Here is a 14,285-nt window from a genome sequence, read left to right as displayed (position 1 = left end):
AGGTTGATGCAGCGCTATGGTCGCTCTCGGGCGACGTTGCGCTACATCGACGCTGGCGCCTTTTCGATCTGCCCGCGGATCTCGCCGTCCGCGTGGGCCGCAGTGTGGATGTTGACGTAGTATTTGCCGGCCTCCAGATCGGTGGCCTGCTTGTCGGTCAATGTCGCCGAGCCCTTGATCGGGCTCTTCAGTTTTTTGAACGGCACCACAGGGTCGGCGTTTTCACCCTTTGCCGCCGGGCCGTGAATGTGTGCGGCGGTCGCCGGCCCGCTGAGGCCGGAATACCTCACGGTCCAGCTGAGTTTCTTGGTGGCGGTGTTGAACCTGAGCGTGGCGGTGCCCTTGCCCTTCGTGGTGACGGGCGGGTTCTGCTCAGCGCCATTGAGCGTTGCCGTCATCTTTACGGTTTCGGCCAGAGCTGGTGACACCGAGAAGATGGCTGCAGAAATGGCCAGCGCCGAAAGCATCGGCGTGAAGGACTGGATGCGCATGGAAACCTCCGTTGTGGCACCCTTGAAGCGGATGCATCGGCACAACGATTTTGCGAGCGGATGTTTCCGCCGGTAACGTTCATTTTACATCCCACTAAAAAGGGGCGGTCGCCCGCCCCCTTTTTGTCTTCCAACAGAGCTTGCTTGACAGCCCTATTTGATCGCCTTGTCTGTGATCGCGGTCGTGTAGGCGCCGGTCGGCTCCTTGGTGATGATCTTCTGGTCGAGCAGCGCCTTGGCGGTGCGCTCGTAGGTCGCCGGATCGAGCTTGCCATCGGCATTGTCGATCAGCTTGGCGACCTCGCCCATCATCCGCTTCTGGTGATTCTCGTCCTGGCCGCCATTGTCCATGACGATGCCGGCCGCCTCGTCGGCATTGTCGACGGCGTATTTCCAGCCCTTCATCGAAGCACGCACGAAACGCACCATCTTGTCCTCGAAGGCCGGATCCTTGAGCTTGTCTTCCAGGGCATAAAGCCCGTCCTCAAGCAGATCGTTGCCCATGGCGGAATAGTTGAAGACGGTCAGCTCTTCCGGCTTGTAGCCGGCGTCGATGAGCTGCCAGTACTCGTTGTAGGTCATGACCGAGATGCAATCCGCCTGCTTCTGGATCAGCGGCTGCACGTCGAAGCTCTGCTTGAGCACGGTAACGCCGTCCGGGCCGCCTTCGGTCTTGAGGCCAAGCTTGTTCATCCAGGCATAGAACGGATACTCGTTGCCGAAGAACCAGACGCCGAGCGTATGGCCTTTGAAGTCGGCTTCGGTCTTGACCGGGCCGTCCTTCGGACAGACCAGCTCCATGCCGGCCTTCTTGAACGGCTGGGCGATGTTGACCAGCGGCACGCCCTTTTCGCGCGCAGCCAGTGCACCGCCCATCCAGTCGACGATGACGTCGGCGCCGCCGCCGGCGATCACCTGCTCCGGCGCAATGTCGGGGCCGCCAGGCTTGATATCGACATCGAGGCCCTCGGCTTCATAAAAGCCCTTGGCCTTGGCAACATAGTAGCCGGCGAACTGGGCCTGGGTGACCCATTTCAGCTGCAGCGTCACCTTGTCCGCGGCCATCGCCTGGAACGCGGCCAGCGACATCGCGCCGGCCAGCATCGAAACAACAAGTCTTTTCATGTTTTTACCCTCTGAAGTTAGCGCCCTAAACCCACCGCCCCTATCCACCACGGACAGAGGGATGCCAAAACGTGATTGCTCTCTCGAAAAGAGCGACCACGCCATAAAAGACCGAACCCGCAAGTGCCGCAACTGCGATTTCGGCCCACACCATGTCGATGTTCATCCGCCCGACTTCCGTCGAAATGCGGAATCCCATGCCGACCACCGGTGTGCCGAAGAACTCGGCGACGATGGCGCCGATCAGCGCCAGCGTCGAATTGATCTTCAGCGCGTTGAAGATGAAGGGTGCCGCCGCCGGCAATCGCAGCTTGAATAGTGTCTGCCAGTAGCCCGAGGCATAGGTGCGCATCAGGTCGCGCTCCATATGGCCGGAGGCTGCAAGCCCGGCGACGGTGTTCACCAGCATCGGGAAGAAGGTCATGATGATGACCACCGCCGCCTTGGACTGCCAGTCGAAGCCGAACCACATGACCATGATCGGCGCGACGCCGATGATCGGCAGCGCCGACACCATATTGCCGATCGGCAGCAGTCCGCGCCGCAGGAACGGTACGCGGTCGGCCATGATGGCGGCAATGAAACCTGCCCCGCTTCCAACGACGTAACCGAAGATCACCGCCTTGAAGATCGTCTGGCGCACGTCGGCGGCCAGGATTGGCAGCGAAGTGGCAATGCGTGCGCCGATGGCGCTTGGCGGCGGCAAAAGGATGAAGGGGATACCGGCACCACGGGTCACCGCCTCCCAGATGATCAGGATCCAGGCGCCGAAGATCGCCGGGATGATCAGGCGCAATGCGGTTGACGCCCAGCGCGACCCCGGGCGAAGCGTCGACAAGACCGTTACGCAGCGCCAGGCCAGAAGCCATGCAGCGGCAAGCAGCAGATAGAAGGACGCGCGAGCGGTCCCCTCATTGCCGGTTATGCCGGCGAGCAGCATCCACGCCGCGCCATGCGCGCCAAGGAAGAGCAACGCCACTCCAATCATCGGTGGAAAATTATCGGCCTCAATTGCCACGAGCAGCAAAATGAAGATCAAAGCCGTGGTCGCCATACCGTAGCCGGGCGTGGCACTGACAAGTGGCCAAAGAAGGAGCGCGCCGGCAAGAAGAGCAAGCGCGGCATACCCTTGCCAGGATCGAGGGGTGATTGAGGAAAGGCTCAGGAGCGAGCTCATGCCGGCCTCCCGCCCATGGCGCGGTCGACCAGGCGCCCAGCAATGCCGACCAGCATAACCAGCAGCGCCGCCACGACCGACCCGGCAACCAGCGCCGACCAGATGTCGATGGTCTGGCTGTAATAGGCGCCGGCGAGAAGTTTGGCGCCGATGCCGGCGACGGCGCCGGTCGGCAGCTCGCCGACGATGGCGCCGACCAGGCTGGCGGCCACCGCCACCTTCATCGAGGTGAACAGGAACGGCACCGAGGCCGGCACCCGCAATTTCCAGAAGGTTTGCGAGGGACTGGCATTATAGGTATGCATCAGGTCGAGATGGGTGAGCTCGGGCGAGCGCAGCCCCTTCACCATGCCGACCGCCACCGGGAAGAACGACAGATAGGTCGAGATCAGCGCCTTCGGGATCAGCCCGGTGACGCCGATCGCCGCCAGCACGACGATGATCATCGGCGCCACGGCCAGGATCGGGATGGTCTGCGAGGCGATGATCCACGGCATCAGGCTGCGGTCGAGCGTCGCCACATGCACGATGCCGACGGCAATGACGATGCCGAGCGCCGTGCCGAAAGCAAAACCGAGCAGCGTCGACGACAGCGTCACCCAGGCATTGTAGACCAGGCTGCGGTTCGAGGTGACGCTGCGCAGAAACGTGTTCTCGAAGAAATTTACCGCCACCTGATGCGGCGCCGGCAGCGTCGGTTTTGGCTGCGCCAGCGTCTTGCCGATGAACTCGACGACACCCGGTGTCTGATTGGCGCGGCGGTCGAGATCGCGCTGGAACGGTGCGTTGAGGACAACGGCCATGACGTACCAGACGACGACCACGCCCAAGAGGATCGAGGTCACAGGAACGATCTTGTCGCGAAAGGTATCCATCTAGCGGACGTCAGGCGACTGGCGCCCTCCTCTCCCCAGCACGCGAGAGCGGCCATACCCGTTCTTCGTCATCCTAGGGCGAAGCAAGGAGCGAAGCGACGCGGCGCAGACCCTAGGATCCATGCCGTTACCTATCCGCTCCGCACCGGTGCCGAACATTGCTCCCGAGCTAACGGCGGCCGAGGCTCGCCTCGCACACATTCTAAACCGCTTGCACCTTTCGGCCGAAGTCACGGCATGGATCCTAGGGTCTACGCACGCCGCTTCGCGGCTGCTTCGCCCTAGGATGACGAAGGTGTGGTTAGCCATGTCCCCGTCGGGGGGAGGAGGGAGCTCATCTTCCGCCGCCTCAATCATCATAGCTGTGCCCCGCCCGGAGCCCGTCGCGCACGCGTGCCGCGATGGCCAGAAACTCCGGCGTCTCGCGGATGTCGAGCGGCCGCTTCTTAGGCAGCGTGGATTCGATGACGTCGCTGACGCGGCCCGGGCGCGGCGACATGACAACGATGCGAGTCGACAGATAGACCGCCTCGGGGATCGAATGGGTGACGAAGCAGATGGTCTTGTTGGTCCGTTCCCAAAGCTCCAGCAGCTGTTCGTTGAGATGGTCGCGCACGATCTCGTCGAGCGCGCCGAACGGCTCGTCCATCAACAAAAGGTCGGCATCGAAGGCCAGCGCCCGTGCGATCGAGGCGCGCTGCTGCATGCCGCCCGAAAGCTGCCAGGGGTATTTCTTCTCGAAGCCGCCGAGATTGACGAGGTCGAGAGTGCGCTTGATGCGCGCCGCCTGCTCCGCCCTGGACAGGCCCATGATCTCCAGCGGCAGCGCCACATTGCGCTCGATCGTGCGCCACGGATAAAGCGCGGCCGCCTGGAAGACATAGCCATAGGCGCGGCTCTGGCGCGCCTGCTCGGGCGTCATGTCGTTGACCGAGATGGTCCCCGAGGTCGGCTTCTCCAGATCGGCGATGACCCGCAGCAAGGTCGTCTTGCCGCAACCGGACGGCCCGATGAAGGACACGAATTCGCCCTTGCCGATGGTGAGATCGACATTCGACAGCGCCTGCACCGGACCGTCATTGGTCTGGAAGGTGAGGCCAAGCTTGCTTGCCGACACGACGGCTGGCGATGCTCCCGTCATAGGCCGCGGCCTGCCTTCTCGCGCGGCTGCCGTGCCAGCGTGAATTCGGTTGATTTTGCCTCGATGTTGCTTTCCACTCGCCCCGTCCTGTCCGACTGAGAGTTCCCGTCCGGCTGAGAGTTCCCGCTCGATCGAGAGTTGCCCCGATGTCGCCCAAACCCACTTGCCATCTTATCCGCCCTGAAAGCTCTTATGAAGGCAAGCAGGGCCTGAGTTATTTCGCCGGTATCGCCGCCGAAAGCGTCGGCTCTTCCGGCATCTGCATGCATCTGCTGACCATGCCGCCGGGCGCCCGCGCCAAGGCGCATATGCATGAAAGCCATGAAACCGCGATCTATGTGCTCTCCGGCGAAGTCCATACCTGGTACGGCGACCGGCTTGAACAGCATATCGTGGTCAAGGCCGGCGATCTTTTCTACATTCCGGCCGGTGTGCCGCATCTGCCGTCCAATCTGAGCGACAGTCCTGCCTCGGCCGTTATCGCCCGTACCGACCCCAGCGAACAGGAAAGCGTCGTCCTGCTGCCGGAACTGGAAGGGATGGTCGCCTGAGGACTGAGCCGAGACCGGAAAGTTGGCCGTCATCGGCACCGGGAGACTTCGCCCATGACCATGCCGTCCTCATCGGCGATCACCAGTTTCTTGGCATTCTTGGGGCTGCGCTTGACGGTGAATGTGATTGGCGACTGGCCTTCCTCGCCCTCAGCCTCGCACAATGTTTTCAGCACCACCGAGCCGTCGGCTTGCGGCTGCTTTTCGGTGAACGTGCAGGCGCTGGTCGCCGTGATGAATTCGGTGTCGTTGAGCAGCAGCATGTCCTCGGCATAGACCTGCTGGCCGTTCTTGTTGATGCAGCCCGACTTGTTGCCATAAGGCTTGGACAGGTCGACGGCCGCCGCCGCGGAGGCGTGGCCGGCCGCGAGCACAGCAGCCGCGGCAAACAACATGCGAAACCCGCTTTTGGTCACGAACATGATTTCAACGGCCCTATCTCATCAAGGCCGGGGATGGTCACGAAGAACCCGTCCTCTCCTCTGTTGATAATCTTGACGACGTCTGTGGTCGTCCCCTCCTCGCCCTCGGCGAAACAGGTGGAGCTCAACAACTGGGTCGCAGGCGTCGTCGTCAATCGCTGTGCGAACTGGCAGCCACTGCCATAGGTTTCGACGCCGTCGGCGGTCAGCACGACATAATCGTCGCTGTCCTGATAACCGAGCCGTACACCAGCGCAACCGACCTCATTGCCAAAGGAGCCGGCAAGGACGTCAGCCGCCGCCGGCCCGGCGGCAAGGATCACCGCGGCCATTGAGATAATCGCTCCGTGGCTCGCCAAGCTCAAACGCCCGTCGCCGGGATGCCCGTCCGTTCCACCTTGCGCGGCGCGGAAATTTCCTTCCACGTCGACAGCGCCCGGTTGACCGCCGCGTTCGGCTCGCGGCCGACGAACTCGCCATGGCCGGGCTTCGCCTTGACCTCGTTTTCCTCGATCGACAGTTCGCCGCGCGAGAAGACGAAGCGCGGCAGGCCGGTTACCTCAAAACCTTCGAAGACATTGTAGTCGATCACCGACTGCTGCTTCTTGGCCGTGATCTTCTTCTTGCGCTTCGGGTCCCAGACGAGGATGTCGGCGTCCGCGCCTTCGACGATGGCGCCCTTCTTCGGGTACATGTTGAGTATCTTGGCGATGTTGGTCGAGGTCACCGCGACGAACTCGTTCATCGTCAGCCGGCCAGTGTTGACGCCGGTCGTCCACAGCACCGGCAAACGATCCTCGAGCCCGCCGGTGCCATTCGGAATCTTGGTGAAGTCGCCGACGCCGTTGCGCTTCTGTTTGGTGGTGAAGGCACAATGGTCGGTCGCCACCACTTGCAGCGACCCGGCCTGCAGGCCGGCCCACAGCGAATCCTGGTGCCATTTGTTGCGGAAGGGCGGGCTCATGACGCGGCGCGCCGCATGGTCCCAGTCCTTGTTGAAATACTCGCTCTCGTCCAGCGTCAGATGCTGGATCAGCGGCTCGCCGAACACCCGCATGCCTTTCTGCCGCGCGCGGCGGATGGCCTCGTGGGCCTGCTCGCAGGAGACGTGCACGACATAGAGCGGCACGCCGGCCATGTCGGCGATCATGATGGCGCGATTGGTCGCCTCGCCTTCTACTTCCGGCGGACGCGAATAGGCGTGCCCTTCGGGGCCGTTATTGCCCGCCGCCAGCAGCTTCTGCGACAGGGCGGCAACCACGTCGCCATTCTCGGCATGAACCAGCGGCAGCGCGCCGAGATCGGCGCAGCGCTGGAACGACGAATACATCTCGTCGTCATCGACCATCAGCGCGCCCTTGTAGGCCATGAAGTGCTTGAACGAGGTGATGCCCTTGTCGACGACATCAGCCATCTCGTCGAACACCTGCTTGCCCCACCAGGTGATCGCCATGTGGAAAGAATAATCGCAGGACGCTTTCGAAGTCTTGTTATCCCACATCTGCAGGGCCTCGAGCAGCGATTGCTGCGGCGCCGGCAGACAGAAATCGACGACCATCGTCGTGCCGCCAGCAAGCGCGGCCCGCGTGCCGCTCTCGAAATCGTCGGCCGAATAGGTGCCCATGAACGGCATTTCGAGATGGGTGTGCGGGTCGATACCGCCCGGCATCACATAACAGCCGCTGGCGTCGAATTCGTGGTCGCCATGCAGGTCCGGACCGATGGCGACGATCTTGCCTTGCTTGAACAGCACGTCGGCCTTCCACGTGCGGTCGGCGGTGACGACGGTTCCGTTCTTGATGACTTTGGACATTTTCTTGTTCCCTTGTTCTTGTCGCGCTTCTTGCGAGCGGCGTTACGAGGCAGCAGCCTATTGCTTCATTCGACAATCACCGCCGTCTCGACCACCGCATGAAACAGCACATCGGCGCCAGCCGCCGCCCATTCCTTGGAGATCTCCTCGGCCTCGTTATGGCTGAGCCCGTCGACGCAGGGGCACATCACCATAGCCGTCGGTGCGACGCGGTTGATCCAGCAGGCGTCATGGCCGGCGCCGGAGACGATGTTGCGATGCGAGTAGCCGAGCCGTTCGGCGGCGTCGCGAATCGCCTTGACGCAGCCCGGGTCGAAGGTGACAGGGTCGAAATGGCCGACCTGATCGATGGCATATTTGATGTCGAGCGCGTCGCAGATCGTGTCGATGCCTTCGCGGACGCGCCCGTCCATGGCATCCAGCACTTCTTTTTCCGGCGAGCGGATGTCGATGGTGAAGACCGTACGGCCGGCGATGATGTTGCGCGAGTTCGGATAGACCTCCATATGGCCGACCGCGCCCACCGCGTCCGGCTGATAGTCCATGGCAATCTCGTGCACCAGCTCGATCACCCGCGCCATGCCGAGCCCGGCATTGCGCCGCTTCGGCATCGGCGTCGAGCCGGTATGCGCCTCCTTGCCGGTCAGCGTCACCTGCAGCCATTTCAGTCCCTGGCCATGGGTAACGACGCCGATGTCGATGCCCTCGTCCTCGAGGATCGGGCCTTGCTCGATATGCAGTTCGAAGAAAGCGTGGATCTTGCGCTCGCCGACCTTTTCGGTGCCCTTCCAGCCGATGCGTTCGAGTTCCTCGCCGAATTTCTTGCCGTCCTTGTCGACATGCGAGTAGACGTCGGCCTGGTCGAGGACGCCGGCGAACACGCCGGACGCCATCATTGCCGGCGCAAAGCGCGCGCCCTCCTCATTGGTCCAGTTGGTGACGACGATCGGATGCTTTGTCTTGATGCCGAGATCGTTGAGCGAGCGCACGATCTCCAGCCCGCCGAGCACGCCGAGCACACCGTCATATTTGCCGCCGGTCGGCTGGGTATCGAGATGGCTGCCAACGTAAACCGGCGGCAGATTGGGGTCGGTGCCTTCGCGGCGGGCAAACATCGTACCCATCTCGTCGACGCCCATTTCGAGCCCCGCCTCATCGCACCAGCGCTTGAACAGATGCCGACCTTCGCCGTCCTCATCGGTAACAGTCTGGCGATTGTTGCCGCCGGCAATGCCGGGGCCGATCTTCGCCATCTCCATTATCGAATCCCACAAACGGTCTGAATTGATTCGCAGATTCTCGCCAGGAGCGGCCATATTCTAAAACCTCATCGGTTGCGGCACGCCAGCGTCCCCCTCCCCCTCGAGGGGAGGGTGGCCGCGAAGCGGCCGGGTGGGGTCGCCGAACATGCGCGCGACCTTATCCTTGACCACTTGTGCGACATGCCAAGCGCTGTTTATGACATCGGGCTCATCGACGCGAAAGATCTCGAACCCGAGCGATCGCAGATAGGCATCACGGACGGCGTCGTGCCGTTTGCCTCTCTCGTGTTCGTGCAGATCACCATCCACTTCCACGACCAGCTTTGCGGCAAGGCAGGCAAAGTCAACGATATAGGGCCCAATAGGACACTGGCGGCGGAACTTGATGCCGGACGATTTCAGCTCGCGCAGTTCATACCACAGCAGCGATTCGCCCTTGGTCCCATGAACTCGAAGCGCGCGCGCCTTTTGGCGCATTTCGAAACTCACGCGGGTACGGGGCATCAGAGACACCTATGCGGCCGAAAGTCAGGTTGGCGCACTGCCGCACCGACCCCACCCGGCCGCTTCGCGGCCACCCTCCCCTCAAGGGGGAGGGAAAGCTGCACCTGGTTCAATCCACCGCCCTCAGCACTTCGCGCACATGGTCGATCAACTCGTTGATCTGACCCTTGGTGATGATCAGCGGCGGCGACAGCGCGATGATGTCGCCGGTGGTGCGGATCAGCGCACCGCGCTCGAACGCCTTCACAAAAGCCGAGAAGGCGCGTTTCGTCGGCTGGCCGGCGATCGGCGCCAGTTCGATCGCACCGATCAGGCCGATATTGCGGATGTCGATGACGTTCGGCTCGCCCTTCAGCGAATGCAGTGCGTCCTCCCAGTACGGCGCCAGTTCCTCGCCGCGGGTCAAGAGCCCCTCTTCCTTGTAGGTGTCGAGCGTGCCGAGTGCGGCTGCACAGGCGATCGGATTGCCAGAGTAAGTGTAGCCGTGAAAGAACTCGATCATATGCTCGGGGCCGGTCATGAAGGCGTCGTGGATTTCCTTCTTCACGAACACCGCGCCCATTGGGATGACACCGTTGGAGACGCCCTTGGCGGTGGTCATGATATCGGGCGTGACGCCGAAATAGTCGGCGGCAAACGGCGTGCCGAGGCGGCCGAAGCCGGTAATGACCTCGTCGAAGATCAGCAAGATGCCGTGCTTGGTGCAGATCTCGCGCAGCTTCTGCAGATAGCCCTTCGGCGGCAGGATGACGCCGGTGGAACCGGCTACCGGTTCGACGATGACGGCCGCAATAGTCGAGGCGTCATGCAGCGCGACGATGCGCTCCAGCTCGTTGGCCAATTCCGCGCCATGCTCGGGCACGCCCTTGGTGAAGGAGTTCTTTTCCGGCAAATGCGTATGCGGCATGTGGTCGACGCCGCCGAGCAGCGTGCCGAACATCTTGCGGTTGGTGACGATGCCGCCGACCGAGATGCCACCGAAATTGACGCCGTGATAGCCGCGCTCGCGGCCGATCAGACGGGTGCGCGAGCCCTCGCCTTTTGCGCGGTGATAAGCGATCGCCATCTTCAGCGCCGTCTCGACCGATTCCGATCCGGAATTGGTGAAGAACACATGGTCCATGCCCTTCGGCGCGATATCGACCAGGCGGTTGGCCAGTTCGAACACGATCGGATGGCCCATCTGGAACGCGGGTGCGTAGTCGAGTTCGGCCGCTTGGCTCTGGATCGCCTCGGTGATCTTCGGGCGGCAGTGGCCGGCATTGACGCACCACAGGCCGGCAGTGCCGTCGAGAACCTTGCGCCCGTCGCTGGTCGTGTAGTGCATGTCCTTGGCCGACACCATCATGCGCGGCGCCTGCTTGAACTGCCGGTTTGCCGTGAACGGCATCCAGAATGCGCTGAGATCGTTCGGCGTGACTTTCAGCCGGTTGGACATGACCAAGACTTCCCCTTGTAACCTGTTTCGGTGCGGCCAACGCTTGGTCTTTGCTGCGTTTTCGTGCTACGCAAATTTTTGACCGGTTGGACAAACGTTAGCACCGCCTTATCAGCGGTCAAGGGATTACTAGCGGAAATGCGGCTTTCGAAGTGCGCTCCACAGGGCGGAGAAAAACTGGTCCAGAGAATTGGTCCAGGCGCCCGTCACAGTGAAAGCTTTTCGGGGTGACGGGGGCGGTCGAAGGCTCCGCTCCTCGCCGCACCCGCATCCAGCTGGAAAAGCGCGAGCTCATCCTGGAGGCGGCGCTCGAAGTCTTCTCCACCAACGGTTTTCGCGGCTCGACCATCGACCAGATCGCCGAAGCGGCCGGCATGTCGAAGCCGAACCTGCTCTATTATTTCCGTCGCAAGGAGGACATCCACGAGACGCTGATGCAGCGGCTTCTCGACACCTGGCTGGCGCCGCTGCGCGAGCTCGACGACATCGGCGACCCCTTGACCGAACTGCGCAGCTACATCAGGCGCAAGCTCGAAATGGCGCGCGATTTCCCGCGCGAGAGCCGGCTGTTCGCCAACGAGATCCTGCAGGGCGCGCCGCGCATCATGCCGATGCTGGAAGGCGAATTGAAGACGCTGGTCGACGAGAAGGCCAACGTCATCAAGGCCTGGATGCGTGCCGGCAAGATCGCCCGCACCGATCCGTGGCACCTGATCTTCTCGATCTGGGCAACGACGCAGCATTACGCCGATTTCGACGTCCAGGTCCGCGCCGTGCTCGGCCCCGACCGCGGCGGCGACGGCCGCTTCGAGGATGCCGCAAGATTTCTCGAGCAATTGTTCATCGACGGGCTGAAGCCGAAGGGCTGACGACCATGATCCCGAAAAGTGGAAGCCGGTTTTCGGACAAGATCATGGTCAAAACAAAGAAAGGGTTCAGGCGCTGCGCCGCTCGGCCGGAAGCGTCTCCAGCAGCTTTTCGAGCTTGGCGATCGAGTTCTGCTCGGCGAGCGGCGTGTAGACGATCAGCTTCATGTCCGAGCCGTCGTCGATCGACAGGCTCATGTGCTCGAACGCCATGGCGCCGGCCGTCGGATGCCTGACATGCTTCACACCCGACAGTTTGCGGGCCACATCGCGCAGCGGCCACCAGGCGCGAAACTCCGGGCTCGAACGCTCATCAGCGCGATCAGCCGCTCGAAATCCGGGTCGCCGACATATTTGGCGCTTTCCGCCCGGAATGACGCCAGCACGGCGCGCGCCAGTTCCTCCCAGTCGATAAGCAGGCGCCGATGCTGCGGGTTGGTGAAAACCATGTGGACGACGTTGCGGGCATCGCCCTCCAGCAGGCCATAGTCGCCGAACACGGCTGCCGCGGCAGAGTTCCAGGCCAGCACGTCCCAGCGACGCCCAACGACATAGGCCGGCTGCAGGACCAGGCTTTGCAGCATGTGCAGCAAGGGGCCGTCGACTTTTTCAGGCGCGTCGACGCGATGCTCCGGCTGCGGCCGGCCGGCAAGGATGAACAGATGCCGTTTCTCGGCGGCGTCCAGGCGCAACGCCTGACTGAGCGCCGTCAGCACCTCCACCGACGGTCGCACGTCGCGCCCCTGCTCCAGCCATGTGTACCAGGTCGTGCCGACGCCGGCGATCATCGCCACCTCTTCGCGCCGCAGCCCGGGTGTACGCCTGCGCAAGCCCGTCGAGATGCCCGTGGCCGAAGGCGTCAGCCTTTCGCGCCGCGAGCGCAGAAAGGCGCCAAGCTCGCGGCGGCGGCTGTCTTCGGCAGAATGCGTCGGTGAATCCATCGGACCTATTATAGCAGTACCGATACCAGGATAAAGTTTGAACTGTTTGGCAAACGGCTTGCGCCCCATCTTTCCGCTCAGAGCTATGAGATGGAGGCTCCGAACATGGAACTGAAAGACAAGACGATCCTCATCACCGGGTCGACCGACGGCGTCGGCCGCGTCGTCGCGCAACGGCTCGGCGCCGGCGGCGCGCGCATGCTGGTGCATGGCCGCGACGCAAAAAGGGGCAAGGCGACCGTGGCCGAAATCGAATCCGCCGGCGGCAAGGCCGAGCTTCTCGTCGCCGACCTCTCCTCCCTGGCGGAAGTCCGCCGCCTCGCCGAGGCCGTGCGCGCAAGGACCAAGCGGCTCGAAATCCTCATCAACAATGCCGGCGTTGGCACCGCCGGCCCAAACGCGAAACGGCAGGTCAGCGCCGACGGCTACGAGCTGCGCTTTGCGGTCAACTATCTCGCCGGCTTCCTGCTCACCACGGAGCTGCTGCCGCTGCTCAAGTCCAGCGCGCCGGCGCGCATCGTCAACGTCGCCTCGGCCGGCCAGCAGGCGATCGACTTCGACGACGTCATGCAGACCCGCTCCTATGACGGCGCCCGTGCCTACTGCCAGAGCAAGCTGGCGCAGATCATGTTCACCATCGATCTGGCAGAGCAGCTGAACGGCACCGGCGTCACGGTCAACAGCCTGCATCCGGCAAGCTACATGAACACTACGATGGTGCGGCAGGCCGGCATCACACCCTGGAGCTCGGTCGAAACCGGCGCCAAGGCCATCATCAACCTCGCGACGTCGCCCGCGCTCGAAGGGCGAAGCGGCCTCTATTTCGACGGCCAAAGGCAATCCCGCGCCGATGCGCAAGCCTATGACGCGAAGGCACGACGCCAATTGCGGGAATCGAGCCTCGGTCTTGCCGGGCTCGCACCGGCTTCCGCAACATCGAAGAAAGAGGATTCATGATCGAGAAAACGCAGCACACCGTGGTCGTCGGCGGCTCCTCCGGCATCGGCCTCGCCACCGCGAAAAAGCTGCTTGGCCCGGGCATGAAGGTGACCATCACCGGGCGCAGCAGGGAAAGGCTCGACAATGCATGGCAAAGCCTTGGCGGCGCCGTCGAAAAAGCTGCCTTCGATGCCGCGAAGCCGGACGAGGTTCGCCGGTTCTTCAACGAACTCGGCCCTTTCGATCACCTGGTGCTGGCCGCCAGCGGCGGCAAGGGCCTCGGCCCGTTCGAAACGCTTGACCTGACCGACATCGGCGGCGGCGTCGACGAGAAAGTCCGGCCACAGCTCTCCTGCCTGCAGGCCGCCTTGCCGACGCTGAACAAGAGCGGCTCGGTGACTTTCATCTCGGCGGTGTCGGCGCAATTGTCGGCGCCGGGTGTCGCCGGCATCGCCGCCGTCAACGGCATGCTGCTGACCGTGGTGCCGATCCTGGCAATGGAGCTGAAGCCGTTACGCGTCAATGTCGTGGCACCGGGCGTCATCGACACGCCCTGGTGGGACTTTTTGCCCGATGAACAGCGCCATGCCGTGTTTGCCGAGTATGCCGGCAAGACGCCCGTCGGCCGCATCGGCCGCGCCGAGGATGTCGCCGAGGCGATCGCGTTCCTGGTTTCGAACAGCTTCGTCACCGGCCAGGTGCTGACCTGCGACGGCGGCTTGCGGTATGCGGCATAGAGC

Annotated in this window: 15 protein-coding genes and 1 pseudogene; 4 read left to right on the top strand and 12 right to left on the bottom strand. The window is 62.9% G+C overall.

The genetic code is table 11. From position 1 onward, the window contains the following. Positions 1-41: 41 nt before the first annotated feature. The 5 genes from NKI85_RS08340 to NKI85_RS08320 all read right to left on the bottom strand — a co-directional run bounded on the left by NKI85_RS08340 (position 42) and on the right by NKI85_RS08320 (position 4,809). The gene (locus tag NKI85_RS08340) at positions 42-491 is read right to left on the bottom strand and encodes a CHRD domain-containing protein (RefSeq protein WP_352776544.1); all 450 of its coding nucleotides are present in this window, start codon (positions 489-491) and stop codon (positions 42-44) included. Positions 492-644: 153 nt separating this feature from the next. Then, positions 645-1,616: an ABC transporter substrate-binding protein gene (locus tag NKI85_RS08335; protein WP_352776543.1), complete on the bottom strand. Its 972-nt coding sequence runs from the start codon at positions 1,614-1,616 to the stop codon at positions 645-647. Positions 1,617-1,656: 40 nt separating this feature from the next. Further along, a complete protein-coding gene (locus NKI85_RS08330; RefSeq protein WP_352776542.1) occupies positions 1,657-2,793 on the bottom strand; it encodes an ABC transporter permease in 1,137 nt (378 codons plus the stop codon). Further along, positions 2,790-3,668 carry an ABC transporter permease gene (locus NKI85_RS08325; protein ID WP_352776541.1) on the bottom strand — a complete coding sequence of 293 codons (879 nt, stop codon included), beginning with the start codon at positions 3,666-3,668 and terminating at the stop codon, positions 2,790-2,792. The genes NKI85_RS08330 and NKI85_RS08325 overlap by 4 nt, the downstream gene beginning before the upstream one ends. A 349-nt stretch (positions 3,669-4,017) precedes the next feature. Beyond that, on the bottom strand, positions 4,018-4,809 hold the full coding sequence (locus NKI85_RS08320; RefSeq protein ID WP_352529615.1) for an ABC transporter ATP-binding protein: 792 nt from the start codon (positions 4,807-4,809) through the stop codon (positions 4,018-4,020). Positions 4,810-4,955: 146 nt separating this feature from the next. Between NKI85_RS08320 and NKI85_RS08315 the strand changes: the two genes are divergently transcribed. Then, entirely contained in the window at positions 4,956-5,360 is a 405-nt protein-coding gene (locus tag NKI85_RS08315; RefSeq protein WP_352529613.1) for a cupin domain-containing protein, read from the top strand. 29 nt (positions 5,361-5,389) lie between these two features. Here the strand turns inward: NKI85_RS08315 and NKI85_RS08310 are convergent, their stop codons facing one another. The 6 genes from NKI85_RS08310 to aptA all read right to left on the bottom strand — a co-directional run bounded on the left by NKI85_RS08310 (position 5,390) and on the right by aptA (position 10,799). Continuing rightward, positions 5,390-5,782: a hypothetical protein gene (locus NKI85_RS08310; RefSeq protein WP_352529611.1), complete on the bottom strand. Its 393-nt coding sequence runs from the start codon at positions 5,780-5,782 to the stop codon at positions 5,390-5,392. Beyond that, complete coding sequence (locus tag NKI85_RS08305) at positions 5,773-6,114, bottom strand: hypothetical protein (RefSeq protein WP_352776540.1); 342 nt, start codon at positions 6,112-6,114, stop codon at positions 5,773-5,775. Before NKI85_RS08305 ends, NKI85_RS08310 begins: the two co-directional genes overlap by 10 nt. A 29-nt stretch (positions 6,115-6,143) precedes the next feature. Continuing rightward, positions 6,144-7,595: a dihydropyrimidinase gene (gene hydA, locus NKI85_RS08300; protein ID WP_352529607.1), complete on the bottom strand. Its 1,452-nt coding sequence runs from the start codon at positions 7,593-7,595 to the stop codon at positions 6,144-6,146. Between the two features lie 65 nt (positions 7,596-7,660). Further along, positions 7,661-8,911 carry a Zn-dependent hydrolase gene (locus NKI85_RS08295; RefSeq protein WP_352776539.1) on the bottom strand — a complete coding sequence of 417 codons (1,251 nt, stop codon included), beginning with the start codon at positions 8,909-8,911 and terminating at the stop codon, positions 7,661-7,663. Positions 8,912-8,914: 3 nt separating this feature from the next. After that, a complete protein-coding gene (locus tag NKI85_RS08290; protein WP_352776538.1) occupies positions 8,915-9,361 on the bottom strand; it encodes an endonuclease domain-containing protein in 447 nt (148 codons plus the stop codon). A 109-nt stretch (positions 9,362-9,470) separates the two neighbouring features. Next, complete coding sequence (aptA, locus tag NKI85_RS08285; protein ID WP_352471500.1) at positions 9,471-10,799, bottom strand: omega-aminotransferase AptA; 1,329 nt, start codon at positions 10,797-10,799, stop codon at positions 9,471-9,473. A gap of 227 nt (positions 10,800-11,026) precedes the next feature. Between aptA and NKI85_RS08280 the strand changes: the two genes are divergently transcribed. After that, positions 11,027-11,668 (top strand): TetR family transcriptional regulator C-terminal domain-containing protein, encoded by a 642-nt coding sequence (locus NKI85_RS08280; RefSeq protein ID WP_352529602.1) that lies wholly within the window; start codon positions 11,027-11,029, stop codon positions 11,666-11,668. 66 nt (positions 11,669-11,734) lie between these two features. On the opposite strand, the pseudogene NKI85_RS08275 reads toward NKI85_RS08280, so the two are convergent. After that, positions 11,735-12,606: pseudogene (locus tag NKI85_RS08275) on the bottom strand (helix-turn-helix transcriptional regulator). 105 nt (positions 12,607-12,711) lie between these two features. On the opposite strand from NKI85_RS08275, the gene NKI85_RS08270 reads away from it, so the two are divergent. Both NKI85_RS08270 and NKI85_RS08265 read left to right on the top strand, forming a co-directional pair. Beyond that, a complete protein-coding gene (locus NKI85_RS08270; RefSeq protein WP_352776537.1) occupies positions 12,712-13,563 on the top strand; it encodes an SDR family NAD(P)-dependent oxidoreductase in 852 nt (283 codons plus the stop codon). Continuing rightward, positions 13,560-14,282, top strand: coding sequence for an SDR family oxidoreductase (locus tag NKI85_RS08265; RefSeq protein ID WP_352529596.1), 723 nt, complete (start codon positions 13,560-13,562; stop codon positions 14,280-14,282). Before NKI85_RS08270 ends, NKI85_RS08265 begins: the two co-directional genes overlap by 4 nt. Positions 14,283-14,285: the final 3 nt, after the last annotated feature.

It is taken from the genome of Mesorhizobium sp. M0571 (genome assembly GCF_040320985.1).
GTDB lineage: Bacteria > Pseudomonadota > Alphaproteobacteria > Rhizobiales > Rhizobiaceae > Mesorhizobium.
Note: the sequence above shows the minus strand (reverse complement) of the source record. Positions and strands in the feature narration are given on the sequence as shown.

What these genes read in the sequence shown, in the direction of transcription:
- NKI85_RS08305 (WP_352776540.1), bottom strand. Translation starts at nt 6,114, where the DNA reads ATGGCCGCGGTGATCCTTGCCGCCGGGCCGGCGGCGGCTGACGTCCTT.
- NKI85_RS08330 (WP_352776542.1), bottom strand. Translation starts at nt 2,793, where the DNA reads ATGAGCTCGCTCCTGAGCCTTTCCTCAATCACCCCTCGATCCTGGCAA.
- NKI85_RS08335 (WP_352776543.1), bottom strand. Translation starts at nt 1,616, where the DNA reads ATGAAAAGACTTGTTGTTTCGATGCTGGCCGGCGCGATGTCGCTGGCC.
- NKI85_RS08270 (WP_352776537.1), top strand. Translation starts at nt 12,712, where the DNA reads ATGGAACTGAAAGACAAGACGATCCTCATCACCGGGTCGACCGACGGC.
- NKI85_RS08265 (WP_352529596.1), top strand. Translation starts at nt 13,560, where the DNA reads ATGATCGAGAAAACGCAGCACACCGTGGTCGTCGGCGGCTCCTCCGGC.
- NKI85_RS08295 (WP_352776539.1), bottom strand. Translation starts at nt 8,911, where the DNA reads ATGGCCGCTCCTGGCGAGAATCTGCGAATCAATTCAGACCGTTTGTGG.
- aptA (WP_352471500.1), bottom strand. Translation starts at nt 10,799, where the DNA reads ATGTCCAACCGGCTGAAAGTCACGCCGAACGATCTCAGCGCATTCTGG.
- NKI85_RS08290 (WP_352776538.1), bottom strand. Translation starts at nt 9,361, where the DNA reads ATGCCCCGTACCCGCGTGAGTTTCGAAATGCGCCAAAAGGCGCGCGCG.
- hydA (WP_352529607.1), bottom strand. Translation starts at nt 7,595, where the DNA reads ATGTCCAAAGTCATCAAGAACGGAACCGTCGTCACCGCCGACCGCACG.
- NKI85_RS08315 (WP_352529613.1), top strand. Translation starts at nt 4,956, where the DNA reads ATGTCGCCCAAACCCACTTGCCATCTTATCCGCCCTGAAAGCTCTTAT.
- NKI85_RS08320 (WP_352529615.1), bottom strand. Translation starts at nt 4,809, where the DNA reads ATGACGGGAGCATCGCCAGCCGTCGTGTCGGCAAGCAAGCTTGGCCTC.
- NKI85_RS08325 (WP_352776541.1), bottom strand. Translation starts at nt 3,668, where the DNA reads ATGGATACCTTTCGCGACAAGATCGTTCCTGTGACCTCGATCCTCTTG.
- NKI85_RS08310 (WP_352529611.1), bottom strand. Translation starts at nt 5,782, where the DNA reads ATGTTCGTGACCAAAAGCGGGTTTCGCATGTTGTTTGCCGCGGCTGCT.
- NKI85_RS08340 (WP_352776544.1), bottom strand. Translation starts at nt 491, where the DNA reads ATGCGCATCCAGTCCTTCACGCCGATGCTTTCGGCGCTGGCCATTTCT.